Origin of the sequence: Helicobacter sp. 11S02629-2 (assembly GCF_002272875.1) — a bacterium.
Lineage (GTDB): Bacteria > Campylobacterota > Campylobacteria > Campylobacterales > Helicobacteraceae > Helicobacter_I.
Genome location: NZ_MLAN01000005.1, coordinates 61,841 through 87,562 on the forward strand (window position 1 = coordinate 61,841; position 25,722 = coordinate 87,562).

General features: G+C 35.1%; 27 protein-coding genes. 18 read left to right on the forward strand and 9 right to left on the reverse strand.

From position 1 onward, the window contains the following. Positions 1 to 16: 16 nt before the first annotated feature. Positions 17 to 685, reverse strand: coding sequence for a DedA family protein (locus tag BKH40_RS04415; protein WP_257842517.1), 669 nt, complete (start codon positions 683 to 685; stop codon positions 17 to 19). A gap of 135 nt (positions 686 to 820) precedes the next feature. Further along, on the reverse strand, positions 821 to 1,510 hold the full coding sequence (locus tag BKH40_RS04420; protein WP_095277303.1) for a DedA family protein: 690 nt from the start codon (positions 1,508 to 1,510) through the stop codon (positions 821 to 823). Positions 1,511 to 1,698: 188 nt separating this feature from the next. Here BKH40_RS04420 and BKH40_RS04425 point away from each other — a divergent pair, with 188 nt between their 5' ends. From BKH40_RS04425 to BKH40_RS04450, 6 genes are all read left to right on the forward strand, one after another. After that, on the forward strand, positions 1,699 to 2,355 hold the full coding sequence (locus BKH40_RS04425; RefSeq protein WP_257842514.1) for a carbonic anhydrase: 657 nt from the start codon (positions 1,699 to 1,701) through the stop codon (positions 2,353 to 2,355). 21 nt (positions 2,356 to 2,376) lie between these two features. After that, positions 2,377 to 3,201, forward strand: coding sequence for a 3-deoxy-8-phosphooctulonate synthase (kdsA, locus tag BKH40_RS04430; protein WP_095277307.1), 825 nt, complete (start codon positions 2,377 to 2,379; stop codon positions 3,199 to 3,201). A gap of 24 nt (positions 3,202 to 3,225) precedes the next feature. Next, complete coding sequence (gene ribH / locus BKH40_RS04435; protein WP_095277309.1) at positions 3,226 to 3,693, forward strand: 6,7-dimethyl-8-ribityllumazine synthase; 468 nt, start codon at positions 3,226 to 3,228, stop codon at positions 3,691 to 3,693. Positions 3,694 to 3,695: 2 nt separating this feature from the next. Next, entirely contained in the window at positions 3,696 to 4,880 is a 1,185-nt protein-coding gene (gene nusB, locus BKH40_RS04440) for a transcription antitermination factor NusB (protein ID WP_095277311.1), read from the forward strand. Next, positions 4,807 to 5,493, forward strand: a complete 687-nt coding sequence (gene pyrF / locus BKH40_RS04445) for an orotidine-5'-phosphate decarboxylase (RefSeq protein WP_095277312.1) — start codon at positions 4,807 to 4,809, stop codon at positions 5,491 to 5,493. The genes nusB and pyrF overlap by 74 nt, the downstream gene beginning before the upstream one ends. 168 nt (positions 5,494 to 5,661) lie before the next feature. Beyond that, positions 5,662 to 6,558, forward strand: coding sequence for a DUF4299 family protein (locus BKH40_RS04450; protein WP_095277314.1), 897 nt, complete (start codon positions 5,662 to 5,664; stop codon positions 6,556 to 6,558). 49 nt (positions 6,559 to 6,607) lie between these two features. Here BKH40_RS04450 and BKH40_RS04455 read toward each other — a convergent pair whose 3' ends face one another. The 4 genes from BKH40_RS04455 to BKH40_RS04470 all read right to left on the reverse strand — a co-directional run bounded on the left by BKH40_RS04455 (position 6,608) and on the right by BKH40_RS04470 (position 9,336). Continuing rightward, a complete protein-coding gene (locus BKH40_RS04455; protein WP_095277315.1) occupies positions 6,608 to 6,916 on the reverse strand; it encodes an SMR family transporter in 309 nt (102 codons plus the stop codon). Positions 6,917 to 6,925: 9 nt separating this feature from the next. Beyond that, positions 6,926 to 7,255 carry an SMR family transporter gene (locus tag BKH40_RS04460; protein ID WP_095277317.1) on the reverse strand — a complete coding sequence of 110 codons (330 nt, stop codon included), beginning with the start codon at positions 7,253 to 7,255 and terminating at the stop codon, positions 6,926 to 6,928. An 81-nt stretch (positions 7,256 to 7,336) separates the two neighbouring features. Further along, entirely contained in the window at positions 7,337 to 8,629 is a 1,293-nt protein-coding gene (locus tag BKH40_RS04465; RefSeq protein WP_143428453.1) for an MFS transporter, read from the reverse strand. Between the two features lie 122 nt (positions 8,630 to 8,751). Further along, positions 8,752 to 9,336: a phospholipase D-like domain-containing protein gene (locus BKH40_RS04470; protein ID WP_095277318.1), complete on the reverse strand. Its 585-nt coding sequence runs from the start codon at positions 9,334 to 9,336 to the stop codon at positions 8,752 to 8,754. A gap of 105 nt (positions 9,337 to 9,441) precedes the next feature. Here BKH40_RS04470 and BKH40_RS04475 point away from each other — a divergent pair, with 105 nt between their 5' ends. Genes BKH40_RS04475 through BKH40_RS04500 form a run of 6 tightly spaced genes read left to right on the forward strand, consistent with a single transcriptional unit; the run spans position 9,442 to position 15,450 of the window. Continuing rightward, a complete protein-coding gene (locus BKH40_RS04475) occupies positions 9,442 to 11,595 on the forward strand; it encodes a hypothetical protein (RefSeq protein ID WP_095277320.1) in 2,154 nt (717 codons plus the stop codon). A 1-nt stretch (position 11,596) separates the two neighbouring features. Further along, on the forward strand, positions 11,597 to 12,223 hold the full coding sequence (gene gmk / locus BKH40_RS04480) for a guanylate kinase (RefSeq protein ID WP_095277321.1): 627 nt from the start codon (positions 11,597 to 11,599) through the stop codon (positions 12,221 to 12,223). Continuing rightward, positions 12,223 to 12,492, forward strand: a complete 270-nt coding sequence (gene tatA / locus BKH40_RS09015) for a twin-arginine translocase TatA/TatE family subunit (RefSeq protein WP_095277322.1) — start codon at positions 12,223 to 12,225, stop codon at positions 12,490 to 12,492. The genes gmk and tatA overlap by 1 nt, the downstream gene beginning before the upstream one ends. Then, the gene (gene argS, locus BKH40_RS04490) at positions 12,492 to 14,105 is read left to right on the forward strand and encodes an arginine--tRNA ligase (protein ID WP_095277324.1); all 1,614 of its coding nucleotides are present in this window, start codon (positions 12,492 to 12,494) and stop codon (positions 14,103 to 14,105) included. The genes tatA and argS overlap by 1 nt, the downstream gene beginning before the upstream one ends. 11 nt (positions 14,106 to 14,116) lie before the next feature. Beyond that, positions 14,117 to 15,040, forward strand: coding sequence for a DMT family transporter (locus BKH40_RS04495; protein ID WP_095277325.1), 924 nt, complete (start codon positions 14,117 to 14,119; stop codon positions 15,038 to 15,040). Next, positions 15,037 to 15,450, forward strand: a complete 414-nt coding sequence (locus BKH40_RS04500; RefSeq protein ID WP_095277326.1) for a CoA-binding protein — start codon at positions 15,037 to 15,039, stop codon at positions 15,448 to 15,450. The genes BKH40_RS04495 and BKH40_RS04500 overlap by 4 nt, the downstream gene beginning before the upstream one ends. Positions 15,451 to 15,619: 169 nt before the next feature. Here the strand turns inward: BKH40_RS04500 and BKH40_RS08730 are convergent, their stop codons facing one another. Further along, a complete protein-coding gene (locus BKH40_RS08730; RefSeq protein ID WP_180675117.1) occupies positions 15,620 to 15,778 on the reverse strand; it encodes a hypothetical protein in 159 nt (52 codons plus the stop codon). Between the two features lie 157 nt (positions 15,779 to 15,935). On the opposite strand from BKH40_RS08730, the gene BKH40_RS04505 reads away from it, so the two are divergent. Together BKH40_RS04505 and metE are read left to right on the forward strand one after the other, a co-directional pair. Continuing rightward, positions 15,936 to 17,834, forward strand: coding sequence for a glycosyltransferase family 2 protein (locus BKH40_RS04505; protein WP_180675121.1), 1,899 nt, complete (start codon positions 15,936 to 15,938; stop codon positions 17,832 to 17,834). Positions 17,835 to 18,040: 206 nt separating this feature from the next. Continuing rightward, positions 18,041 to 20,266 carry a 5-methyltetrahydropteroyltriglutamate--homocysteine S-methyltransferase gene (metE, locus tag BKH40_RS04510; RefSeq protein ID WP_095277329.1) on the forward strand — a complete coding sequence of 742 codons (2,226 nt, stop codon included), beginning with the start codon at positions 18,041 to 18,043 and terminating at the stop codon, positions 20,264 to 20,266. Positions 20,267 to 20,587: 321 nt separating this feature from the next. Here the strand turns inward: metE and lptE are convergent, their stop codons facing one another. Then, positions 20,588 to 21,130, reverse strand: a complete 543-nt coding sequence (gene lptE, locus BKH40_RS04515) for an LPS assembly lipoprotein LptE (RefSeq protein ID WP_095277331.1) — start codon at positions 21,128 to 21,130, stop codon at positions 20,588 to 20,590. After that, entirely contained in the window at positions 21,127 to 22,344 is a 1,218-nt protein-coding gene (ilvA, locus tag BKH40_RS04520) for a threonine ammonia-lyase (protein ID WP_095277332.1), read from the reverse strand. The genes lptE and ilvA overlap by 4 nt, the downstream gene beginning before the upstream one ends. 75 nt (positions 22,345 to 22,419) lie before the next feature. Here ilvA and BKH40_RS04525 point away from each other — a divergent pair, with 75 nt between their 5' ends. The 4 genes from BKH40_RS04525 to BKH40_RS04540 all read left to right on the forward strand — a co-directional run bounded on the left by BKH40_RS04525 (position 22,420) and on the right by BKH40_RS04540 (position 25,366). Continuing rightward, positions 22,420 to 23,001, forward strand: coding sequence for a DedA family protein (locus BKH40_RS04525; RefSeq protein ID WP_095277334.1), 582 nt, complete (start codon positions 22,420 to 22,422; stop codon positions 22,999 to 23,001). Between the two features lie 40 nt (positions 23,002 to 23,041). Beyond that, a complete protein-coding gene (locus BKH40_RS04530) occupies positions 23,042 to 23,764 on the forward strand; it encodes a carbonic anhydrase family protein (protein WP_095277336.1) in 723 nt (240 codons plus the stop codon). Further along, entirely contained in the window at positions 23,764 to 24,306 is a 543-nt protein-coding gene (locus BKH40_RS04535) for a gamma carbonic anhydrase family protein (protein ID WP_095277338.1), read from the forward strand. Before BKH40_RS04530 ends, BKH40_RS04535 begins: the two co-directional genes overlap by 1 nt. Positions 24,307 to 24,481: 175 nt before the next feature. Beyond that, positions 24,482 to 25,366: a c-type cytochrome gene (locus tag BKH40_RS04540; protein WP_180675123.1), complete on the forward strand. Its 885-nt coding sequence runs from the start codon at positions 24,482 to 24,484 to the stop codon at positions 25,364 to 25,366. The last annotated feature ends 356 nt before the right edge of the window (positions 25,367 to 25,722 follow it).

The window sequence follows — 25,722 nt, forward strand, 5'->3', positions numbered from 1 at the left end:
ATTTGCTTTATTTTACTCATTTATTTTTTTTGAATTTAGAGATGATGCTATAAACTATGCCTATGATGATGACTACGGCTACTATGATAAGCATGATATTTTTTGCTTGAGACTTTATATCAAGCTGGGTTGCGTCTTTATTAGAGCCCATAAAAGCTCCTGCTATCTCATTTAAACTTTGTGCATCCCCTAGAGTGTTGCCTAGATAGTAGCCAAAGTAGCTAAGCACTGCTACCCATACTAAAGCACCTAGTAAGGTATAAAGGCAAAACTTCCAAAGCTTCATCTTTGCAAGTCCTGCAGGAAGTGAGATATAGTGTCTTATAAGTGGCAAAAGACGCCCTATAAAAGTGCTTATAGGTCCATGACGCATAAAAAAGCCTTCAGTTTTTAAAAGTGTGCTTTCTTTCATTAAAAAGTACTTGCCATATTTTAAGACTATAAGTCGCCCAAACTTTAAGGCTATATAGTAGTTTATAAGTGCACCTGCTAAAGACCCTAGCGTACCAGAAAGTATAACTAAGCTCATATCCATCTTGCCTTGATAGACTAGATAACCAGCAGGGATCATAACTACTTCGCTAGGAAGGGGGATGATGCTAGATTCTATAGCCATTAGGATAAAGATGCCAACGTAGCCTAAGGTGTCGATGGCGTCTATTATAAACTGAAGTATGCTAGCTATCATATGTGATTAGATCCTTTAAAAAGCTTTTTAACTTTAAGTATAACAAAAGCTAAAAGGTTGTGGTTGTTTTCGTTGCAAAGTGTTATGTTTGTAGACTATGTTAGTTTTTGTAGATTTTATAAAAAATAATTACTACTTTTTAGATTCCATATCTTTAGACTTTTTAAGTCTTATAAGTAAAGCAGCAACTATGCCAATGACTACAACAACTGCTAAGACTATATAGATAATCAGTCTTGCTTTGTGTTTGATGTCTGCTTGCATACTATCTTTAGTGTCCCCTACAAAAGCTCCTGCTATCTCATTTACATTATGTACGTTAGATAGGCTATGTCCAAGATAGTAGCCAAAGTAGCTAAGCACACACACCCATAAAAATGCCCCTATAAAAGTAAAAAAGCAAAACTTCCAAAGACTCATCTTTGCAAGTCCTGCAGGCAAAGATATATAGTGTCTTAGGACTGGAAAGAAGCGTGATACAAAGATACTAACTGAACCATACTTTGTAAAAAAGCCTTCAGTTTTTAAAAGTGTGCTTTCTTTTATAAGCACATATTTTCCATACTTTAAAACTATCAAGCGCCCAAATTTATAAGCTATAAAGTAGTTTATAAGTGCACCAAAAAGAGAGCCTAGTGCACCTACTATCAAAAGTATAGGCATAGACATTTCACCTTGATAGGCTAGATAACCAGCAGGGATCATAACTACTTCGCTAGGAAGAGGGATAAAACTAGATTCTATAGCCATTAATATAAAGATGCCAACGTAGCCTAAGTGGTCAATGATTTGAATGATGAAGTGCAGCACAGTGGCCATCATGGCTTTTAAACCTTAACTAAAATTTTAGGCGTTTTATAACGTAGTATAACTAAGCTATAATAAAAACTAATAACTTTGCTTTTTATATAAGATTACAAGCTTAAAAACTTAGTACTTAACTCACGCATTTTTCTTGCTTTTTTAGGCTGCTTTTTGTAGTCGCTATGACAAGAACTAAAAAGAATTAAATGGAGGTGATTATTATGGAATCTGTATTTGATGGTGTGATGAAATTTTATGAAGAAGACTACAACAAACACAAGAGTTTCTATGAAGGATTAAGAGAAAACAAGCCTCATATACTTTTTATCTCCTGCGTTGATGCAAGAGTAGATCCAAATCGCCTTGTGCAAGCAAAGCCCGGTGAGCTTTACGCAATAAGAAATCTTGGCAATATCATCCCGCCTTATGATGATCCAAATAACAGCGGTAGCATAGGAACTACTTCAGCCATAGAGTACGCAGTCTGCGTGCTAAATATAAAGACTATAATAATCTGCGGGCATAATAACTGTGGGGCGTGTCGATCTATATATAAAAGTGATGAAGAACTTGATAGCCTTCCTCATGTAAAAAAGTGGCTTGAGTTTATGCATCCAGTGCGTGATAAAGTCTTAGCGTTAAATCCAGATTCTACAACTAAAAGACAGTGGATAACTGAGCTTTTAAACGTGCAGTATCAAATGCAAAATCTTCTTACTTATCCTTTTATAAGTGAGCGTTTTGATAGAGGGGCGTTGCAACTTTTTGGATGGTATTACACAATTGATAGTGGAGAGATACTAAACTATAATCCTATAACTCGTGAGTTTAAACCTATAACTCCAACTAGTTTAGATATGTAATTTTTAAATAAGGATAGGCAAATGATACTAATGAGTGGACCTTGCGTCATAGAAAGCCTAGAGCAGTTAAAAAAGATAGCAGAAGGCCTAAGAAGCGTTGCAGAAAATGAAAATATAGACTTTTACTTTAAGGCAAGCTTTGATAAGGCTAATAGAACTAGCCTAGAGGCATATCGTGGCTTAGGTATGGATGAAGGCTTAAAAATGCTTGAAACCATCAAAAAAGACTTTGGCTATAAGCTAATAACTGACATCCATGAAAGAGAGCAAGCAAAGGCTTTGAGTGAGGTAGTAGACATCATACAAATACCTGCTTTTTTATGCCGTCAAACTGACTTAATAGTTGAAGTAGCAAAGACAGATTGCATCATTAATATCAAAAAGGGACAGTTTATGAACCCAACTGATATGAAATATAGCGTCTTAAAAGCTTTAAAAACACGTGATCCTAATATAAAAGAAGCTAGTTTTGAAGATAGTAAAAAACATAGAATCTGGCTTACTGAAAGAGGTAACTCTTTTGGCTATGGCGCACTAGTTGTTGATATGAGATCACTAGTTATAATGCGTGATTTTGCACCTGTTGTATTTGATGCTACTCATAGTGTGCAAGCCCCTGGTGCTTTAGGTGGCAAAAGTGGAGGAGATAGCAAGTTTGCACCAATCTTAGCGCGTGGAGCAGCAGCTGTTGGAGTAGATGGCTTTTTTATGGAAACTCACTATGACCCAGAGCATGCACTAAGTGATGGGCCAAATATGATAAAAACTAAGGATATGGAATCTATAATGCTAACTTTGATTAGAATCCAAAATCAGATTCCTCACGAGTTTAGAAGCAGACTATAAAACTAATAATAAAAAAGGAAATACATGTTAATAGAAGGAAAACTACGCCTTAAAGAAAGTGATAAGATAGCAGTTATAGCTTCAAGATTTAACTCACTAGTTACAGATAAGCTAATAGAAGGTGCAAAAGATAGCTTTATACGCCATGGTGGTAATGAGGCTAATCTTGATGTGATACTAGTTCCGGGGGCTTTTGAGCTGCCTTTTTTACTAGATAGAATCTTAAGCAGTGCTAACTATGATGGTGTTTGTGTTTTAGGGGCTATCATAAGAGGGGGCACTCCTCACTTTGACTATGTAAGCGCTGAAGCTACTAAAGGCGTGGCTAATGTCACTTTGAAGTATGGCGCAGCTGTAAGCTTTGGAATCTTAACTACTGATAACATAGACCAAGCCCTTGATCGAGCAGGCCTAAAAGCTGGTAATAAGGGCTTTGAAGCTATGAGTGCTTTAATTGAGCTACTAGATTTATATAGCAAACTGGATGTGTAGTAATGGCCACGCGCTTTGATGCAAGGATATGCGTAGTTCAACTGCTTTATGCACAGGATTTAGAAAGTCTAGACTTTGTAGACAGGGCTGATGACTACTTTACTACTCAAAAGATTAAAAACAAACAAAAAGACTTTGCCAGTGCTTTGCTAAAAGGCATACTTTCTTTTAAAGATGAGATAGATTTGCTTATTAGGCATTTTTTGAAAGACTGGGACTTAGATAGGCTTGGAGTTTTGGAAAAGGCTATCTTAAGACTTGGGATTTATGAAGTGCTTTTTACAGAGACTGATAACGCAGTAGCGATTAATGAATCCTTACAGCTTGTACGTGAGTTTTATAACGAAGAAAAAAAGACTATAAATTTAATAAATGGCATGTTAGATGCCATCTCTAAAACTAGCAAAGAAGACTTAGAAGACTTTAAGCTAAGTCAAAAAGAGCTACTTTTGCAAAAAGAAGAAGAGCAAAGATTAAAACTTGCTGCCTTAGAAAAAGAAGTAAATGCAAGAGAGAATATTAAAAAAGATAGGCTTAGACGCCGCCAAGATAGTAAGGGCACTAGAAGGGAAAGACCAAAAGAAGGTAGCTTTAAGGCTGGGGAGTTTAAAGATTTTAAAGACAAAAGACCTAGAAAAGAATCTTTTGGGGGCACTAAAGACTTTAAAAGAAAAGAGACAAGAGAAGAGTTTCAAAAAGAAGATTCTAAAAGAGGAAGCTTTAAAGATAAAGACTACAAAAAAAGAGACCTTAAAGATACTGGCTTTAAGAAGAACTTTAAAGACAAAAAAAGTTTTGGAGATAAAAACTATAAAGATAGAGATATAAAAGATAAAGATTCTAAAAATTTTAGAGATAAAAAAGATTTTAAGTTTGGCGATACAAGGGATAGTAGAGGTACAAGGGACTTTAAAAAAACATATAGAAGAGAGACCGATAAAAGAAAAGTAGAAGGAGAGAGGACAAGGGACTTTAAAGATAGTGCTTCTACAAGCTCTTCTAGAACTTTTAGGGCTAAAGGCTTTTCTAACCTTTCATCAACAACTACCATGTCTAATAAAGAATCTAAAAATACTCAAGAAAAACCAGTAAGTAAAAAGTCAAGGAGAGATAATGAAAACAAAACTGTGTATAGCCCTAGATCTACCGAGCAAAGAAGAAAACCTATCCCTAGCAAAAAGCCTTAAAACCCTTGGTAATATCACACTAAAAGTTGGCCTAAGAAGCTTTATAAGAGATGGCAAAGACTTTGTCTGTGAGCTTAAAAGCTTAGGCTTTAGTATATTTTTAGATCTAAAGCTTTATGATATACCTAATACTATGAATGATGCTTTGAAAGAGTGCATAAAGCTAGATGTTGACTTTTTAAGTGTGCACGCAAGTAGTGGGAGGGCAGCTTTAAGCTTGCTTACTAACACAGTTAAAGAACAAAAAAGTAATCTAAACTTAGTAGCCATAAGTGTCCTTACTAGCTTTGATGAAAAGACTTTTTTAGAAGTTTATAACACTGATATAAAGCAAGGCACAAGCAAGCTTGCAACCCTTGCAAAAGACTGTAACTTGCCAGCTATTGTATGCTCTCCTCATGAGATAGAGTTAGTTAAAGCAAAGACACCGGGACTTTTTATCATCACTCCGGGTATCAGACTAGAAGAGGCAAAAGATGATCAAAAAAGAGTGCTAACTCCCCTTGCTGCAAGAAGACTAGGCAGTGATATGATAGTAGTAGGCCGCCCAATCTATAAAGCTAGTAATCCACTAGAGGTAGCTTCTAAGATTCTAAAAGAGTTAAGTTTATAGGGGTTTAAAAGATATCACTTCTTAGATATCTGCTAGGTAGTTTTAAACACTTAAAGTAAGCAAGATATAAAAAGCTTTGGAATCTAAAAAAATATTTTCAAAGTTTTTAAAAGTAAAGTTTTATTTAACGTTATAATAGATCCATATACACCTCTATAAGGATCTAACATGGCACAGACTTTCAGTATAAAAGATACACACAAAAATCCATTAACTGTCGATGACCTACTTTTAGCCATGGATGACTTGCTAGTTTATAACATGGATGCTGAAGATGTTAATGACATCTTATTAGCCCCACTTGATGAAGTGGACTTTTTATCTCTTGGAGTTGAAGGGCTAAGTGGTAGAGGCTTTCATCTTTGCTATGAAGATGAAGCTTATAAGATCTCTTTTGCGACACCTTCTACTTTAGCAGACTGGAAGCTAGGCTTAGACTTTATGAAGCTTCTTGCTAAAAGACTAGATTCCAAGATAGAAAATGAAGAGGGTAATATCTATAATAGTGATAATATAAACTATAACTACTTAGAAGATATAAGTGCTGGCTTAAAGTCCTTAATGGAGCAGACAAGTAATGGCGATAACTGCATCATCCTTGGTATAAATCACCCCATGTCCTTTAATAAAGAGATGATGGATAGCATCTTTGCTGCAGATGATCCCTTAAAAGCATTTAGCCTTATGCTTACAGAAAATCAAAACATAGATGCCTATTTTGTTAATCAGCAGTTTTATAAAGCACAAGAAGACGGTAAAGAATCTAGTGATATGCTTGCCCTTTATACCTTAACGCAAGACTTGCCAACGATACTTCCTTTGAAGCCAGAAGTAGAGTTTGAGTATGAAGACACTATAGATAAAGACAAGATAGTTGGCTGGGAAGTGTGCTTAATAGCGATAAATGGGGATGAAGATGATATCGATAGCTTTGAAACACTTGGCTATGTAGACTATGATGACTTTATAGCAAGACTTCCAAAGTCAAAGTATAAGCTTATAGATGCAAGCTATATACTAGTTGATAGGTTAGATAGAGCAGACCTAGATGCCTTGTTAGATTAAGCCTAGTCTTTAAGCAAAAAAAGTAAGCAGTGTAAGATTTTATAAAAGCTTAGCTTTTTAGAACTATCACTGCTACTAGTATGATAACTATGCCTATATAGCCTATAAGCTTTAACCTTTGCTTTAAAAAAAATCCAGTAACCACACTTCCTATTATCCCTATAGAGCCCCATAAGACATAGGCAACTGATAGTTTTATACCCATGCTTAAAGCCGCACTTAAAAGTAAAAAGGAGATGATGACTAAGATAAGGGCTAAGATTCCAAGTTTGTAGCGCTTAAAGCCATTAGACTTAACTAAGATAGCATTTGCTAAAACCTCTATAAGACCTGATATGCAAAGGATGATAAAAGACATACTTACTCCTTAGTGCTTTTCGCCAACTATAACTAAGACTATGCCTATGAAGCCAAGTCCTACGCCTATGATTTCTTTTACACTCATATGTTCATGAAAGACAAAGATTGAGATTAAAAAGATAAGTATTAGCCCTGCTATCTCCCAGATACTATAAGCCACACTTAAGGCAATGTATTTTAAGCATAAGGCCAAAAAGACATAAGATATAAGTATCAAAACTATCATAGTAAGGTTTGCTAGGTAAGTATTTCCTATAGCTTTAAGTGAGTAAAGCGCTATAGCTTCAAAAACTATAGCTGGAAGTAAAAGCAAAAAGCCCTTTAGTTTAGTAAGCATTAAATCTTTCCTTGGGGTTGTATCAGGCAAAGATTCTAACTATTTGAAACTTACCGCTTGCTTACCTCTTATATTGCTATATTAAAACTCTACTTTGCGTCTTGCTTTTATAAAAAGTGGCATAGCAAGCAAGGCTATAACTATAACTACTAAAAAATATATAGCAAGACCACTATGCATACTTTTGTGAAAAGTGCTAGCTATGATTGGTGTTAGACCTCCAAAGATGGCATAGGCTATGTTATAAGATGACGAAAGCCCGCTAAATCTAACACTTGCAGGAAAGCACTGTGTGCCAATGATGGGTGTTAAGACTGTTATACCACTAAAAAGCGTAAGTATGATATATAAAGTCCAGATATTTGCTAGGGTATAGGTTGGTGCATAGATGGCATTTATAAAAAGATAAGAGCTTATAGCAAGACCGATACTAGCTATTATCATGCAAGTTATAGGTCCTATCTTATCGCTAAAATAGCCTATAACCACGCATCCTATACACATGCAAACAATCGCACTCATCTGCATATAAATAGTTATCTCTTTTTCTATCTTAAGGCTATCTTGCATGAAGTTAGGCACAAGTAAAAGCAAGATAATGACGCAAGCTGTTAGTAGCCAAGTCATTGCCATATTAACTACAAAGCCAAGTTTGTGGTTTTTAAAAACTGTTTTTAGAGGAAGGGCACTAAGTGACTTTTCTTTTTGCATCTCTTTAAAGATGGGAGTTTCATGTAAAAAGCGTCTTAGATATATAGATATAACTCCAAAAACTCCCCCTAGTATAAAAGGTATACGCCAAGCATAACTATGTATAGCCTCAGTGCTAAAAGCAGCATAGATGATAACTGTGACTATGCTTCCAAGTAAGATTCCACCTACTACTGAAGCAGTCACTAGCCCTAGGTTTGTGCCAGCATTATGCTTGCTGCTATGTTCTACTACAAAGACCCACGCCCCGGGTAGCTCACCACCTATAGCTATGCCTTGGAGGATTCTAATAAGGAGTAAGACTATAGGTGCAGCGTAGCCTATAAGATTAAAAGTAGGCATAAGACCTAGCACTAAAGTAGGTATGACCATAAGAAGGATTGAAAGCATAAAGACGTTTTTGCGTCCTTTTTTATCTCCAAAGTGTGCCATTATGATACCGCCTAGTGGCCTTGCAAAATAGCCTGCAGCAAAGGCACCATAGACATTTAAACTAGACCAGAAAGGACTTAAGTTAGCTGGAAAGAAAAGCTCTTGAAAGACTTTAGCAAAGAAGACAAAGATGATAAAGTCATAAAACTCTAGCATGCCACCTAGGGAAGAAAGGCTTAAGGTTTTTATATCTTGTCTTGTCATCTTTTTAGGCGATGTTAATTTTTGCATGATGTCAAAGAAACTCCGTTTTTGTTAGTAAAACGCCATCTTATCGTGATGGACTTGGAATCTATTCTACCTAAAAACTAGAGTTTGTTAATAAAAATTAGTATCTGCTTACGCATAAAGCTTTATCCATAAAGCTTACATCTAGAAAACATATCTTTATAAAAGTAGCTAGCAGTTTTAACAGAGGCTGCATTATCTGTAAAAAGTAGGGTTTCATAGCTTAGTTCAAAAGCGTTTTTACTCCAGTTAGCAGAGCCTAGGGCTAAAAGCTTATCATCTATAACTATAAGTTTTTGGTGCATGATCCCATAGTAGTTATGTCTTTTGTCTTTTAAGCCTTTAAGTGTACAGACATCTATGTGTCTATACTTTGCTAGGTCTCCTAGTGCAGAGTGCTCTCTTGGCTTACCATCTTCACTAAGATTCCCATTATCAAAGATTATATGCACTTTTACACCGCGTGATGCCGCGTCTTTTAAGGCATTAATAAGAGGTCTATAAGTAAAGCTATAAATTGCTATCTTTATATCTTTTCTTGCGTATCTTATACTTTGGACTAACTCTTTTAAAGCTTCTTTGTTTTGATAAGGAAGCATGTATAAGTTTTCATAGCTGTAAGTTTTGGATAGAGAAAAAAGTACAAAAACTATAAAAAAAGAAAGCAGTGTAAAAGATTTTTTAACTCTTGCTGTTTTGTGCACTTTCATAATCAAACTAACCTCAAAAAAGATAAATTTCTTGTATTATACATTTTAACATTCTAAAAGCTTGCCTTGAAATTCAAACAATCTAAAAACCATAAAAGAAGAGAGATGAAAGTATTACTTATTAACCAAAATCCTATAGTCGAAAAACTCATAAAACTAGCCTGTGATAAGTTAGGTGTAGAGTTAGAATCTATGCAGGAAGTGCCTAACTCTATACAAAGAGAATCTTACTTTTGTGCATTTATAGATGGTGAGAGCGTAGGGAGTGATACAACTAAGTTTTTAGCTTTGAAAGGGAACTTAAAGTCATGTCTGCTTTACTCAAAAGGGCATGGAGGAAAGTATGATAAAGATAGGTTTGAAAAAGACATACAAAAACCTTTTTTGCCAACAGAAGTTTTAAATATCATAGAGGCTTGGAAGCCTTTAGATGCAGAACAAATCAAAGAATTAGATAAAGATAAAAAAGATAGTGAGCCTAAAGTAGACTTGGTAAAAGAGGCTAGCACTTTGGCAAGTGAGCCTAGTTTAGATGACTTAAGTAGTGATGATTTATCTAGTGTCAGCTTGCCTGAAGATGGGGACTTAAGCAGTCTTGCAGAAGATGATAAAAAGCTTAGTAGCCTAGGTGATTTCGACTTAGATCTTGATAGCTTAGATAAAGATGATGCAAGTCATAAAGACTTAAAGGAACCTGCTTTAAAAGAAGGTGGCTTAAAAGATGAAAAAGACTTAGATTCTATAAGTGATGAAGTTAAAGATAAACCTCTAATAAAAGATGAAGCTAGCTTAGAGAAGCTAGATGATTTAAAAGATATGAGTGCTAGAAATGAAGACTTAAGTGAAGATATGAGCTTAGATTTACAAACTAGTCTTAGCTCTGCTTTAGGTCTAGATGAACCTAAAGATAATAAAGACTTAGAGCATAGTGACTTATCTTTTGATGACCTAAACTTTGATGATATATATAGTGCCAATCTTGATACTGCAAGTCCTAAAAGCGAGGCAAACTTACAAGATAGTATGTCTATAGCGCCAGCAAGTTTAGAGTTAGAAAATATAGAGCTAGAAAGCATAAAACCAGCACCTATAAACTTAGATACAAAGATAGCAGATATAGCTTCTACTAAAGAAGAAAAGCAATCAAGCAAAGACTATAAAGAAGAATCTAAAGCAGAGGCTAAAAAAGTAGAGGTCAAAGAAGAAGAAAACTTACAAAAAGATATACAAACTTTTAAAGATGAAGAAGCCATAAAAGAAGATGATAGGAGTAAGCAAGATGAGGTTTTAGAAGACCTAGAAGAAGATATAAGCGAAGCACTAGATACATTATCAAATCCAAAGAAAGAAGAGTTAATGAATAATATTTTAGATGATAAAAAAGCACCTTCCCAAAAACCAAAGATTTTAGACGCAGATACTTTAAATGAACTAAACGATATGTTAAAAAATGACAATCTACTAAGTGATGCAAGTAGGGATGTAGAGCCTAAAGCAACCCTAAGCAATAGTACTCAAAGCACTACTAGCCAAGATAAAAGTAAAGCTTTAAATACAAAAGAGGAAGAAGAAGACTTAGAATCTTTAGATGAGCTAGATCTAGCAGAAGCCCTTGGTGAAGCTTATGAAAGACATGAAGTTCCTAGTCAACCAGAGATAGTAACTAGTAGTGAAGCTAAAAAAGATATTAAAGATAAAGATTCCATAAAAGTGGAATCTAATAAAGAAGCCCTTGAAGTTCAAAGCCCTATTTTAGATGAAAATAAAGCAGATGAAGGCAAGGTAGATGAGATTAGGGGCGAAGCTAGTAAGACAGATAAGAAAGAAAATAAAGAGGACTTAGTGCCATCTTTTGAAGATGCTAAAGAGGCTGCAAATGATACTAAGGATGAAAAAAGTAGCAGTGAGCCTAGCTTTGAAGATGAAGACTTTGATACTAGTCTTGCAAGGCCAAGTGTGGAAGAGGGTATAGATAGTGAAGATAGTGATAAAAAAGATACTAGTGAGGTAGCTATGGATATAGAACATAAAGCAGCAAATCATGAAGAAGATATCAAGCAAGCACTTAAAGAAAGCAACAGTATAAAACTAGAAGAGCTTACAAGTGCAAACACAGATGTTTTAAGCAGCATACTAAGGACATTAAGATCTAGTGAGTTTAGATCAAGTCTTGGTCAAAGTGTGCAGTCTATAGAGTTAAAAGAAGACTTTAGTAATAATGAAGTAAATATTAATATTAAATTTCTTCCAAAGCCTTAAGATGCAAACTGATTATAAAATGCTTATCCTTTCTGGTCCTAGTGGGGCTGGAAAGTCTACACTTTGTAAGTATCTAGTAGAAAAGTTTCCTGATATCTATTTATCCATATCTAGTACTACTAGAGCTAAAAGAGAGGGTGAAACTGAGGGCAAAGAGTACTTTTTTATAAGTGAAGAAGAGTTTAAAAAAGGCGTAGAAAATAATGAATTTTTAGAATGGGCTAATGTTCATGGAAACTACTATGGCACTAGTCTTGTGAATATACAAAAGGCTATAGATAAAGGTAAGGTTATACTTTTTGAGATAGATGTACAAGGTTTTAATAATATAAAAAAGATTTATCCAAATGCATTTTCTGCCTTTATCACTACTAAAAATATACAAACTCTAAAATCTAGACTTGAGTTTAGACATAGTGAAAGTGATGCTATTATAGATATGAGGTTAAAAAATGCTATAAAAGAAATGCAAGAGGTTTCTAAGTTTAGCTATCTGATAGTGAATGAAGATATAGAGGAGTCTAAAAAGGCTTTATCTTGCATTATAACTAGCCTGTATTATGTTAATAGTGCTAATATTTCACTTAGCTTAACGCAAAACTGGCAAATCAACATAAAGGATGATTAATGGGCTTTTCAAGTATATGGCATTGGGTTATTGTTTTAGTAATAGTTGTTTTACTCTTTGGAGCAAAAAAGATTCCAGACTTAGCAAAAGGTATAGGTAGTGGTATAAAAAGCTTTAAAAAAGAGCTAGAAGATGATGATGAGAAAAAAGAAGAAAAGGCTGCTACAAAAGCACAGGTTATAGAGGCTAAAGAAGAGCCAGTAGAAGTTGTAGCAAGCACTACTAAAACAACAAAGACTAAAGCTTCAAAAGAGGCAAAAGATAGTTAATGTACTTTGAAGTCAAAAAGCATATCATTAAGCTTTTAGAAGATATCTTCAAGCAAGATGATATAGATATAAGTAGCTTACTTGTTTTAGAACAGCCTAAAGATTCTTCTCTTGGACATTTTGCAACTCCTATATGTTTTAGCTTAGCCAAGCTAAAAAGGGTTAATCCAAAAGCCCTAGCTTCTGAGCTAGCGGGTGCTTTGCAAGATTCTGATAAGGTAGTTTTCGCAAAAGTAGAAGCACTTAATGGCTACTTAAACTTCACTTTAAAGACTAAATATTTAGAATCTTTTTTAAACTCACCTCCAAAGATACCTTTAATGGAATCTAAAAAGATTTTATTAGAGTTTGTAAGTGCTAATCCAACAGGACCTCTTCATATAGGTCACGCAAGGGGAGCTATAGTAGGAAATGCAATAGCAAATATAGCTAAGCAGTTAAATCAAGACTTTTTTAAAGAGTACTATGTTAATGATGCAGGCACTCAGATAGAAAATCTAGCCAAGTCTATTTATGCTGGCATGTGCGAGCTTGAAGGAGTATCTTGTGATCTAAAAGAAGATAATCTTTATAAGGGTGAGTATATAACTGAGCTAGCTACTTTGGCATTAAAACACTTTAGTTTAGAATCTAAGGACTTGCTTTTTGAGCTAGGAAAGTTTGGAAAAGAGCTTATGCTTAAAGAGATAAAGGCTAACCTTAAGTCTTTAAACATAGAGTTTGATTCTTATATGAGTGAAAAAGAGCTTTTTAATAAGTGGGATGAAACTTTTAGCGCCTTACAAAAAGCAAAGGCTTTAAAAGAAGAAGAAGGCAGTATCTGGCTTTGTTCGTCTTTAAAAGGTGATGAAAAAGATAGGGTTTTAATAAGGTCTAATAAAGAGCCAACTTACATGGTAGGGGACATCATCTATCATAAAAATAAGTTTGATAGAGGCTTTGATGAGTGCATAAATATCTGGGGGGCAGACCATCATGGCTACCTTGCTAGGATAAAGGCAGCTTTAGAGTTTTTAGGCTTTGATAGCACCAAATTAAAGGTACTTTTTGTGCAGATGGTAAGTGTGCTAAAAGAAGGCAAACCTTATAAGATGAGTAAACGGGCAGGGAACTTTATCTTACTTCAAGATGTAGTAGATGAGATAGGGGCTGATAACTTAAAATTCATCTTTTTAAGTAAAAGTCTTGATACCCACTTGGAGTTTGATATAGCCGAGATCATAAGGACTAAAGAAGAAAGCCCGCTTTACTATATAAACTATGCCAACTCTAGGATACATACCTTGCTAGCAAGAAGCACTTTAAGCAAAGAGACAATTTGTGCTAGTGTTTTAGAGACGCAAAATGAAGCCTTAAAAAAAGACTATGACTTACTTTGTCTTACCTCACTTAACTTAAATCACATCTTGCTTCAGTGTTTTAATGATAACGCTCCTCATAAACTCTGCGACTATCTAAAAACGCTATCTAAGCAGTTTCATGCCTTTTATAACGCCTATAAGATCCTAGGCTCAAGTGAAGAAGCTAGCATCTTAAAGCTATTTTTAAATGTGTCTAACACACTTACAACTGGATTTAATCTATTAGGACTTGATATAAAAACTTCAATGTAGGAACTTAACCTATGATAAGTAGCACTACTAAAGGCATCTCCTTTATGCTTCTTTCATCGTTTTCTTTCGCACTCATGAGTGCGGCAGTTAAACTTTTAAGCGATGAAGTCTCTCCTATGGAGACTGTTTTTTGGCGCTCTTTTATCATGGTGCTTTTTACTATAGCTGTTATGTCTATACCAACTAAGAAAGATAAACCTAAGCAAGAGTTTAAAAAAGGTGGAAAGCTTATGCTAGCTTTTCGTGCCATCATAGGCGGGCTTGCCATGCTTGCAGGTTTTTATAATATTTATACCATCCCACTAGGCACAGCTATAGCTTTTCAGCAAAGCGTGCCTATTTATGTTGTATTTTTTAGTCTTGTATTTTTAAGGGAGTGTCTTGGTATAGGAGTGATTATTGCTACTATTATTGGCTTTATTGGCATAGTTTTAATTTCAGATCCAAAGTTTGGAGGTATACATCCACTAAACATCTTTGCAGGTGTGATAAGTGGGATGTTTTCAGCCCTTGGCTTTATGACTTTAGGCAAGCTTAAAGCCTACTTTAGAAGTCAGACTGTAGTTTTGGCATTTGGGGCTACTGCTACTTTGATAGGGCTTATAGGTATGTTTTTGCCATTAGGTAACTTTTCAGACTTTTTAAGACCAAGCTTAAAAGGTGCTGTTTTGATAATTTTCATGGGACTAACTGGTACCATAGCGCAGTTTTTATTAAACATGGCCTATAGAAGTGCGCCAGCTGGGATAGTAGGGCCAATTGACTACACTAGGATACTTTGGAGTTTGCTTTTTGGAATCTTACTAGGTGATGCTTTGCCAAACTCTTATACAAGCATAGGCATAGCTTTAATCATAATCTCAGGTCTCATGATAGCCATGCCATCTTTACTAAGAGACCTAAGGGCTATGAAGTTTAAAAAGGATATGAAATGAACATAAAAGACATAGTTGCAAACGTAAAAGATATAGCCATAGTTGGACTTAGTCCAGATGTAAGTAAGGATTCTAATATGGTGGGGCGTTTTTTGCAAAATAGAGGCTTTAATATCATCCCTATCTATCCTAAAAAGCAAGAGATCCTTGGAAAGATGTCTTATCCTAGCTTAAGTGAAGCACTTAATAGCGGAGAAAGCTTTCAAATAGTAGTAGTTTTTAGAAAAAGTGCGGCAGTGCTAGATATAGCTAAAGAAGTCTTAGACTTGCAAGATAAAAATAAGATAAAGTGCTTTTGGATGCAGCTAGGTATAAGTAATAAAGAGGCAAAGGCCTTGCTAGAAAAAGCAGGCATAGTGGTAGTAGAAGATAAGTGCATAAAGTTAGAGATGGAAGCTTTTGGCTTATAAAAACTTTCTTTCAAATAATCTTTGCATAGCAGTCTTAGCCACAAAGAAAGCCTTTAGTCTCTAAAAAAGCAAGTATGCGTTTTTATATTTATCCACCCAGTCTATCAAAACTAGATTCTACAAATTTATAGAATCTAAAAACTCCTCTAAGCTATAAATTAATATAAGGCTAGCTATCTTTTTGCGCCTTCTCTTCTAAGACCTTTAGCCTATCTTCTAATCTTTGGACTTTTTTCTCTAGTTTGTTGCTACTTAGAGAGCTAAGGATAGAAGTTATGAGGTTTAGTATTAAGCAGATGATTATTATTATAGCTAGTGCTAAGTTCAAGATGATCCTTTTAGTTGTGATAAGTAAGGTTCTAATTATAATCAAGTTTAAGATTTTAGGAAATTTTTAAGCTTTTAGTAATAAAACTTCTCTTTTGATTTTGCAAAAAAAAAAAAAAACGGTTAAGATAAGTTTAAAATTTTCTAAAAGGTGTTACTTGAAGGACGTTGGTTTTAAAGATTCTAGTTTTAGCCCGCTTATATCTGTAATAGTTCCAGTTTTTAGAGTAGAGCACTATTTAAGCGAGTGCTTGCTTAGCCTTTTAACTCAAAGCTATAAGAATCTTGAAGTTATAGTAGTTGATGATGGAAGCAATGATAACTGCATAGATATAGCTTTAAAGTTTGCTGAGATTGACAAAAGGGTCTTTGTCGTACAAAAGATAAATGGCGGTCAAAGCACAGCTAGAAATATGGGTATAGAGTTAGTCAAAAACTCTTTATTAAGAAACTATATAGATTCTATGAGTAAAGATTCTAGTAATCTAAAGCCAGATTTTGACTATAAAGGCTTTCACACTAGGGCTAATGCTACTCTTACAGTAGAAAACTACACTAAGCCTTATCCAAGGAAGCCAAAGTTCTCTCAAAGCACTTTAGAGCTTTTTTCTAAGCCACTGCTTTCCACTCTAGCTAGCAAGCTAAACTTAGATAAGGGTTTTGCTAGTTTATATGAAGACTATCCTAGTCTTTTAGTGCTTGATAGCGAAAACTATGATGCATCTTTAAGTGAAGAGCTAAAAAGTAAGATAACTATCATATCATCACAGCACGTAGTAATAGAAGAAGAAAGGATAGGAAGAAGACTTATATCAAAACTCCCTCCTAATCAGTTCGTACAGTTTGTAGACCCAGATGACTATATACACTTAGATATGTTAGAACATAGTGCAAGATTACTTCAAAGAGACACAAGGACTGAGTTTGTATGGAACTCTTGTAGGTATGAGTTTTATGGCGGTATAAAGCCTTCTAGTGGTATATATGACTATGAAGACTTTTACTTACATAAGTTTTTTAAGGATAATCAGCACTTTAACGTTGATGGTCGTGAAGTCTTATCAGTCTTTTTAGGTATAAATGACTTTGTAAGCATGCTAGTACTTGGACCCATTAGAACAGATCTTTTAAATAAGAGTAATCTCCGCTTTAGTGATGGACTAGAGTATGAAGACCAGCTTTTTAGCATGTGTATGATGATGGATGCAAGGAGTGTGGCTTTAAGTGAGTACTGCTGCTATGTGTATAGACTTAGACCTAACTCTACTGTGACTTACTCGGCTACTTCTTCAGAGCTTATGACCAAGATACCCCATCTTAGCTTTTTGAGCGCCCTTTATAAAAACTACTCTGATGTAAGATATTATAGGTATTACTACTCTATGGGACTTATAGCTATAGCAAGCATGCTTATACAAGCTAAGATTAAAGATTCTTTAGAGCCTTTAAGTAATGAGAACAAAGACTATAAAGATAGGCTTTTAGATACTAAGATTTTTAAGAGTGTTTACTACTATGCTAACATCATTATGCATCAAAGATATATAAAGATAACAAAAGATAAAGACCCTTTAGGGGTTTTAAGACTAGCTAAAATCTCACATGTTTATATCGGCTTAGATGCGGTAAAAGAAGGGCTTAAAAAAGTAAAGCCTAAAAGATCTATAGTGTTTAATAAAGTAGTCTTTTATACAAACTACCACTATCCTCATCTTTACTTTAAAATGCGCGTTGCAGCTAGAATTGCAAGGGATGCTTTAATGCTAAAAAGGATAGATGGCGGTATAAAAGACTATATACTTCATTATCTTCCTCCACTTGCACGCTTTCTTGTTAGGGTTAAAAGGCTAATCCGCCCTAAACCTAAGCTTACTACCAATAACGCACATGTATTTAACCCAACAGAGATAGATAAATCAGTACTAGAGATAGAACAAAGCCACTTACTAGACTTAGATACAGTCTTAGAGCATCTAAAAGATTCTAAGCCTCTAAAAAAACATGAAGATATTAAGAGGGTATGGAAAGTAAGGACTAATCAGCCAAGAACTACTTAAACATCTAGCCTTAATACTACTTCAGACACTCTTTATAAAGGGTGCTAATCCTTTCTATATAAACCAATCTAACACATAAAAGCTAAATCATAATCTTAACAAAGTGCTTACTTTTGAGCTAGTGGAATATATTTTTCACTGCTATAATTGACAAACACAATATGTAAATGTTAAAATGTGCAATCTAAAATTAAGGACACCATAGAATGACAATAGTAGGTTTTCCAAGAATCGGCGAAAATAGAGAGCTTAAAAAAGCCTTAGAATCTTACTGGGCTAGCAAAAGTACAAAAGAAGATTTATTAAGTGTTGCAAAAGAGTTAAGGGCTAAGCACTGGAGCTATCAAAACAACTTAGATTTTGTTAGTGTTAATGACTTTAGTTTATATGACAACATGTTAGACCTTGCTTATATGCTTGGAGCAGTTCCAGCACGCTTTAAGGGACTAGAAGGGCTAGAGCTTTACTTTGGTATGGCTAGAGGCACAAAGGATGCTACAGCTTGTGAGATGACTAAGTGGTTTAATACTAACTATCACTACGTGGTACCAGAGCTTAGCAGCAAAGATACTTATAAGGTAGATATCAGCAAGATAGCAGCTGAGTACAAAGAGGCCTTAAGCCTAGGCTATAAACCAAAGATAAGCTTAATAGGACTTTTTACTTTTATAGGACTTTCTAAGATTGAAGGTTGTGCTTGCGTTTATGAAAATGTCAAAAAAGCTTATATAGAGCTTGTAGGTGAGCTAGCAAAACTAGATTCTAAAGTAGTTATAGAGTTTAATGAGCCTATATTTGTAAAAGGTAAAAATGACCTTTATGTACATATCAAAGAAGTGTATGATGAGATAGCAGACCTTGGTGTAAAAGCTATAGTAACTACTTACTTTGAACATAGCACTGAAGCAACTTCTATATTGCTAGATACTAAGATAGAAGGGCTAGGCTTAGACTTCCTTTATGGTTCTAAAAACTTAGAATCTTTAGAAGCAATAGCAAAAAGTGGTAAAAAACTTTATGCAGGCGTGATAGATGGAAGAAATATCTGGGCAGCAGATATAGAAACTAAGCTAAAACTACTAAAACATATATCTTCCATAGTCCCTAAAGGTAATATAACTTTAAGCACAAGCTGTAGCTTGCTTCATGTGCCTTTTAGCAAAGAGCAAGAAGTTAAGATGGATAAAGAGATTCTAAGCTGGCTAAGTTTTGCTAGAGAAAAGATTGGCGAGCTAGAGCTACTAGAAGCAGCCTTTAGAGATGAGGGTAATAAAAAAGTACTTAAAGCACTAGAGCAAAACAAAAAGTTAAACCTTGATAGAAGAAACTCAAGCAAGATTCATGATAAGGGCGTTCAAGAAAGACTAGCGTCTTTAACAGTTAAAGAAAGAGAAGGCACTTTTAAAGAAAGGATTAAAGTTCAAAGAAAAGAGCTTGGTTATCCAGACTTAGCAACTACTACCATAGGAAGCTTCCCTCAAACACCTGAGCTTAGAAAGCTTAGACTTGATTATAAAAAAGGGCTAATTGATAATATCACTTATGAAACTGGCATAAAAGACTATATAACTGAGTGTGTGAAGTTTCAAGAAGATATAGGGCTAGATGTACTAGTTCATGGTGAGCCTGAAAGAAATGACATGGTAGAGTATTTTGGTGAGCAGATGAAAGGCTTTGTGTTCTCACAAAATGGATGGGTTCAAAGCTATGGAAGTCGTTGTGTTAAGCCACCTATCATCTATGGAGATGTAAGTCGTCCTAAGGCTATGACTGTTGAGTGGGCAAAGTTTGCACAAAGCCTAAGTAAAAAGATAGTAAAAGGCATGCTAACTGGTCCAGTTACTATACTAAACTGGAGCTTTGTGAGAGATGATTTAGCAAGAAAAAGCGTGTGCAAGCAGCTATCTTTATGTATAGCAGATGAGATAGATGACCTTCAAAAAGCAGGTATAAAAATTATACAAGTTGATGAAGCAGCATTTAAAGAGGGCTATCCTTTAAGGGCTGAAAATATAAAAGAGTATGAGACTTGGGCACTAGAGTGCTTTAAGATATCAACCTCTGTAGCAAGAAAAGAAACTCAGATACACACTCATATGTGCTATAGCGAGTTTAATGACATCATAAAAACTATAGAGGCGATGGACGCTGATGTTATAAGTATAGAGACTGCTAGAAGTGGTAATGAACTTTTAAAAATCTTTAAGTCAACTGGCTATGCTAACGAAGTAGGGCCGGGAGTATATGATATACATAGTCCTAGGATTCCAAGTGTGGATGAGATGTATAAGCAAATCCTAGCACTTTTAGAAGTTTTACCAAAAGAGCAACTTTGGATAAATCCAGATTGTGGTCTAAAAACTAGAAAGTGGGAAGAGGTAAAACCAAGCCTTGTAAATATGATAGAAGCGGTTAAAAAAGCTAGAGGATAGAATCTATAATTACACCTAAGATAACTTTAGTCTTACTAGCTAAAGTTATCTTAGGGTTTTAAAGTGTGTTTAATTAGCACACTTAGCTACTACACTTAATATTTTTACAAGCTTTTTATAATAGGCTATAAGCTTTCTTTGTGTCCCCTTGCAACATGAATGGATTTGTGACCTTATCTTATCTTTTAATATTTTTTGTCTTAGTGAGATTTGTATAGCAAGTCGTGGCACTTAGATATCTAAAAATTTTTTTAAATTTATAGAATCTAAATGCTTAAGCACATTTTTTTTTGACTAGCTTTAAGACTTTTAAGTCACAGGCTAGTTGTTTCCTTGAGCATCTTCATACTGCAGTCTAAGATTTTGATAGCCAAGCTGGGAGATGAACTTATCTATGCTTTGTTTGGCTGCCTCTGTAATGGCATTTGATCTATTATTATCTGTAACTATAGGGTTGTTTAGTGAAGCAGCGTAGTCATAGTAGCCTCCATTAGTAAAAGTCACATCTTTGCCTCTGCTTTTTAAAGAAAAAGTTATATTGACATATACCCTATAGAAGGTAGCAAAGCCTTGTGTGTCACTGCTTACTATGCTATTACTTATAGAGCCAACATCTACTCTTAAGATGGTGTCGGCATTTTCTTTGCTGCTTAGGTTTAGATGCAGTCTTGAAGCTATGGCTTCATTAACAGCGTCTTTTATCTTTACGGAATCTTCTGGATTTTCCATATTAGGTCTTAACTCTACAAAGACATTATTGCCAAGTACATTTTTAGCATAGTAGGCTATAGGTTGATAGCCACAAGCTATAAAAAATAGCACTACTACTAGTGGTGATAGAATCTTTAATGGCTGGCTTATCATACTATTTCGCTAAATTTATATCCGTTTTCAAGCATTATATTTCTTATCTTTTCTTTGTGCTCTAAGCCTTTAGTTTCTAGTGTGATTGAGATATAAGCATCGCCATATTCAAGCTTAGTGCTTATCCTGTCATAGCTTACATGGACTATATTTGCATCCATCTTAGTTAGTAAATCAGTTAGCTTCATAAGAGAGCCCGGCTTATCAATAAGGGTTATTCTAAACTTAGTTTTTCTATTAGTTTTGATAAGACCTTTTTCTATTATTAGATTAAGCATGGTTACATCTATATTACCACCACTTAGTATTACTCCTACTTTTTGATGAGGGTGTAAGTCAAGCTTGTTATGTAAAAGAGCAGCTATGCCAACAGCCCCTGCACCTTCTACTACTAGCTTTTGAGATTCTATAAGATAAAGGATAGCACTAGCTATTTCTTCATCATCAACTTCTACCATGTCATCAACGCCTTGTTTTATACACTCAAAGATTCCTTCATTGACATCTCTAACTGCTATGCCATCAGCTATGGTTTTTACGGAATCTGTTTTAATGATACGCTTTGCATGGAAGCTTTCAAACATAGCCCTTGCACCTTTAGCACTTACGCCTATGACTTTTACATTTGGATTTATAAGCCTATAAGCACTAGCTACCCCACTTATAAGACCACCTCCTCCAACTGGCACTAAGACTATGTCTAAGTCTTGCTCATCTAACATCTCTAAGGCTATAGTACCTTGACCTGCGGCTACTTCAGAATCTGCAAAAGGATGTATAAAAGTATAGTTTTTCTCCTTTGCCATCTTTAAAGCATAAGCGTAGGCTTCATCATAGTTTGTGCCTTTTAGTAGGACTTCAGCTCCTAGGTTTCTAGTAGATTCTACTTTTAAAAGTGGGGTAGCTTCTGGCATGACTACAACTGACTTTACTTTAAAGTGACTGGCACTATAAGCAACTCCTTGGGCGTGGTTGCCCGCACTTGCTGCTATGACGCCATGAGTAAGCTTTCCTTCTTCATGCAAGGCAGAGAGTTTATTAAACGCACCTCTTATCTTAAAAGATCCTGTTAGCTGTAAGTTTTCTTTTTTTAAAAAAACTTGTGCTTTAGAAAGTTGAGACAGTTTAGGTGCATATGATAGAGGATTGTGATATATAATGCTTGTAAGGCGTTTTTTGGCTAGCTCTATAGCTTGTAATGGGATTAGATTCATATAATTCCTTTTTCTTGAGTGAAACCTTCGCTCGTATTATTGCGTAAAATACTCTTAAAAATAAAAGGTAATTATATGGATTCTGTATTTAGTGGCTATGAAAACTTAGGCTATGCCTTGTTATTTTTATACTCCATGGGGGGTGGTTATATAGGCATCCTAGCAGCTGGAGCACTAAGTGCAGTTGGTAAGCTTGACTTAAGCCTTAGTATAGCGGTTGCCATATGTGGGAATGTGATAGCTTCTAGCTTTTATGCCATCTTTTTTAGATATCAAAAAAAGGAGTTTACAAAGTACCTTAGGAAGTATAGAAGGAAGGTGGCTTTAGTAAATATCTGGATAAAAAAGTTTGGAATCTGGATGGTTTTTATAAGCAAATATCTTCATGGAGTAAGGACTATAGTTCCTATAGCCATAGGTATAAGTAAGTATAGTCTTTACCGTTTTATAGTTGTAAACTTTATAGCTACTATCATCTGGGGAGTAGTGCTTGGAGTGCTAGGCTTTTTTGCAAGCGGGAAACTTTTAGAGCTTATAAGATTCATGGTTAATAAGCCTTATGCCATACCCATAGTAGTTGTAATCATAGTTTTATTAATCATCCTTTTCTACTATGTAAAATCTAAAATATTTAAAAGAACTAAACATAAAAAATAATATAATCCATACTTAAGGATATTAAAAAAGGAGAACTTAAATGAATAAATTCAAACTAATCCTAGGTATAGGCCTAAGTTTAAGCGTATTGCTAGCTGCAGATCATAGTTGGAGTTATAGTGGCAAGCATGGTCCAGAGCACTGGGGGGATGACTTTATAACTTGCAAAGTTGGCAATACTCAATCGCCAATAAACATCATAAAAAGTCAAGTTAGTGAAGGTGGAAAAAAAGTAGAGATAGATTATAAAAATGCTAATGCCACTATAGAAAATAACGGCCATACAGTGCAGATTAACTACCCTAAGGGTAATTATGCAACTATTGGCGATGATAAGTATGAGCTTATACAGTTTCACTTTCATACACCGGGCGAAAATGCTATAGATGGTAAAGTAGCACCACTTGAAGCCCACTTCGTAGGGAAAGATTCTAAAGGAAAGTATGCAGTTATAGCAGTGCTTTTTGAAGAAGGAAAGATTAATGGCACCTTGCAGCAAGTAATACATACTATGCCAACTAAGGTTAATGTAACCCATCATGTGCATAATGTAAAGATAAATGGACTTTTACCAAAAGATGATGATGCTTATCAGTTTAGTGGTTCTCTTACTACTCCACCTTGTACTCAAGACATCGAGTGGGTAGTTCTAAAAGAGCCAGTTAGTGCTGCTAGATCTCAGATTAAGGCACTAAGTAAAGTTATGGGTCATAACGCAAGACCTTTGCAAAAACTTAATAACAGAGAGATAAAGGCTAATTAATGTTGATACCTTTCATAGGATCTTTTAGTGCTTCAGATGAAAAGATATCACCAAAGCTTGGTAAGGATGTCTTAGTATCTGAAGGGGCTAAAGTCATAGGTGAAGTAACTTTAGGTGATGATGTTAGCATATGGTATAACTGCGTTTTAAGAGCAGATGTTAACTCTATACAAGTGGGCGCTAGGACTAATATACAAGACCTAACTTGCGTACACGTTCATAGGCGTTGCAGTGGTGGACCAAACTTCCCAACTATTATAGGTGAAGAAGTAACTATAGGGCATAACTGCACTATACACGCTTGCACTATAGGCAATAGATGTCTTATAGGCATGGGTGCTATAGTGATGGATGGTGCAGTTATAGGTGATGATAGTATAGTTGGGGCTGGATCAGTTGTAACTAAGAATCAACACTTTAAGCCAAGATCTTTAATACTTGGCTCACCTGCTAGGTTTGTAAGAGAGTTAAATGATGAAGAAGTAGCCTCTTTAAAACAAAGTGCACTAGATTACGTAAACTTTAAAAATGACTTTTTATAAAAAGTCGTTTAAGATTTAACTACACTAGAAAGAAGTAAGCACTTCTTTCTATTTATACTTGTACTAACTATACAGTACACACTTCCTAACTATCTTTTTTACCTTACATCTTTTATCTTTTGAAGCAAAAAATGCTATTATGAATACGTTTTTAAGTGCTAAAAGGGGAGATAATATGAAGAAAAAATTTGTAGCTAGCGTTCTTGGCGCGGGAGTTATAGCAGTTGTTTTAAGTAGTGCTTTTGCCTTTGCTAAAGGTGAAAAGACTATGAATCAAAATAGTGTTAGTGAAGACACCATGCAGTGGAGACTACCGCCTAATATGGACAAAGATGGAAAGATAGACTTTTCTAAAATTCCTGAAGGGGCTTATAAAGAGGGATTAAAATATGGTCAAAAGATATTTAATGAAACTTATGGGACTATAGGAGATGGTGCTAAAGGTGAAGGCAAAGGCATGGTTCAAAGTAAGCTTTCTTGTGCAAGCTGCCATGGGGCAGGGGGCGCTTCTAAGAATCAATTTAGCTTAGTAGGAGTTTTTGCCCACTATCCAGAAAGTAACTATAGAGGTCCTGGAATCTTAACTATGGGCGATAGGATAAATGCTTGTATGGTAAGAAGTGAAAACGGAAAACCTCTTGATAAAAATAGCAAAGAGATGAAAGCCCTTGTAGCTTACATGTACTTTTTAAGTAAGGGTGTGCCAGTAGGAACTAAGGTTTTAACTGACTATAACTCAAAGCCTGTGTTAGATACTAGTAAGGGGGGTGATCCAAAGGCTGGTAAGTTAGTGTTTGAAAACAAGTGTGCAGCCTGCCATGGTAAAAATGGAGAAGGCACTATAAACCCAGATAAGAAAAGTGGAAACTACTTTGCCTTCCCAGCCCTTTGGGGTAAAGACGCTTATAATACAGGCGCTGGCATGCAGCACTATGATAAGCTAGCCAAATACATCAAGCTTAATATGCCTAAAGGTAATGCCACCTTGAGTGATAAAGAAGCCTTAGATGTAGCAGCCTTTATACATATACAAGATAAGCCAAAGTTTATGGGACACTAGGGATTTTTTAGTATTTAAGTTAGGTTTTATCATCACATGCTAGGAAGGACTAAGCGTCCTTGCATGGTGATTAGACATTTAAAAATATTAAAGACTGTGATGGATTTTGAGATTATCAAAGTTACATTACAGTTTTGCAATGACTTTAATTTATAACTTAGATTCTATAATCTTTTATAACCTAAAAAATAGAATTAAGTTGCTTTTCAAAGAGACTTCTTAAATGCAATGCCTAAGCTATCTTATATTTTTGAAACTTTTTTGAATCTATTTTGCATACAGATTCTAAGACTGCTATCAAGTCTATACTTTTCTTTTTATTTTACAGGCTAAAAAGTATCGTTTTTACACTTTAT

Bases quoted from the DNA above. Each gene is read 5' to 3' on its own strand.
- gmk (WP_095277321.1), top strand. From the start codon at position 11,597: ATGCAAACTGATTATAAAATGCTTATCCTTTCTGGTCCTAGTGGGGCT.
- BKH40_RS04535 (WP_095277338.1), top strand. From the start codon at position 23,764: ATGTTGATACCTTTCATAGGATCTTTTAGTGCTTCAGATGAAAAGATA.
- lptE (WP_095277331.1), bottom strand. From the start codon at position 21,130: ATGATAAGCCAGCCATTAAAGATTCTATCACCACTAGTAGTAGTGCTA.
- BKH40_RS04470 (WP_095277318.1), bottom strand. From the start codon at position 9,336: ATGAAAGTGCACAAAACAGCAAGAGTTAAAAAATCTTTTACACTGCTT.
- BKH40_RS04450 (WP_095277314.1), top strand. From the start codon at position 5,662: ATGGCACAGACTTTCAGTATAAAAGATACACACAAAAATCCATTAACT.
- BKH40_RS04475 (WP_095277320.1), top strand. From the start codon at position 9,442: ATGAAAGTATTACTTATTAACCAAAATCCTATAGTCGAAAAACTCATA.
- BKH40_RS04540 (WP_180675123.1), top strand. From the start codon at position 24,482: ATGAAGAAAAAATTTGTAGCTAGCGTTCTTGGCGCGGGAGTTATAGCA.
- BKH40_RS04530 (WP_095277336.1), top strand. From the start codon at position 23,042: ATGAATAAATTCAAACTAATCCTAGGTATAGGCCTAAGTTTAAGCGTA.
- kdsA (WP_095277307.1), top strand. From the start codon at position 2,377: ATGATACTAATGAGTGGACCTTGCGTCATAGAAAGCCTAGAGCAGTTA.
- BKH40_RS04495 (WP_095277325.1), top strand. From the start codon at position 14,117: ATGATAAGTAGCACTACTAAAGGCATCTCCTTTATGCTTCTTTCATCG.
- pyrF (WP_095277312.1), top strand. From the start codon at position 4,807: ATGAAAACAAAACTGTGTATAGCCCTAGATCTACCGAGCAAAGAAGAA.
- metE (WP_095277329.1), top strand. From the start codon at position 18,041: ATGACAATAGTAGGTTTTCCAAGAATCGGCGAAAATAGAGAGCTTAAA.
- BKH40_RS04525 (WP_095277334.1), top strand. From the start codon at position 22,420: ATGGATTCTGTATTTAGTGGCTATGAAAACTTAGGCTATGCCTTGTTA.
- BKH40_RS04455 (WP_095277315.1), bottom strand. From the start codon at position 6,916: ATGTCTTTTATCATCCTTTGCATATCAGGTCTTATAGAGGTTTTAGCA.
- BKH40_RS04460 (WP_095277317.1), bottom strand. From the start codon at position 7,255: ATGCTTACTAAACTAAAGGGCTTTTTGCTTTTACTTCCAGCTATAGTT.
- tatA (WP_095277322.1), top strand. From the start codon at position 12,223: ATGGGCTTTTCAAGTATATGGCATTGGGTTATTGTTTTAGTAATAGTT.
- BKH40_RS04420 (WP_095277303.1), bottom strand. From the start codon at position 1,510: ATGATGGCCACTGTGCTGCACTTCATCATTCAAATCATTGACCACTTA.
- ilvA (WP_095277332.1), bottom strand. From the start codon at position 22,344: ATGAATCTAATCCCATTACAAGCTATAGAGCTAGCCAAAAAACGCCTT.
- nusB (WP_095277311.1), top strand. From the start codon at position 3,696: ATGGCCACGCGCTTTGATGCAAGGATATGCGTAGTTCAACTGCTTTAT.
- BKH40_RS04425 (WP_257842514.1), top strand. From the start codon at position 1,699: ATGGAGGTGATTATTATGGAATCTGTATTTGATGGTGTGATGAAATTT.
- argS (WP_095277324.1), top strand. From the start codon at position 12,492: ATGTACTTTGAAGTCAAAAAGCATATCATTAAGCTTTTAGAAGATATC.
- BKH40_RS04500 (WP_095277326.1), top strand. From the start codon at position 15,037: ATGAACATAAAAGACATAGTTGCAAACGTAAAAGATATAGCCATAGTT.
- ribH (WP_095277309.1), top strand. From the start codon at position 3,226: ATGTTAATAGAAGGAAAACTACGCCTTAAAGAAAGTGATAAGATAGCA.
- BKH40_RS04465 (WP_143428453.1), bottom strand. From the start codon at position 8,629: ATGCAAAAATTAACATCGCCTAAAAAGATGACAAGACAAGATATAAAA.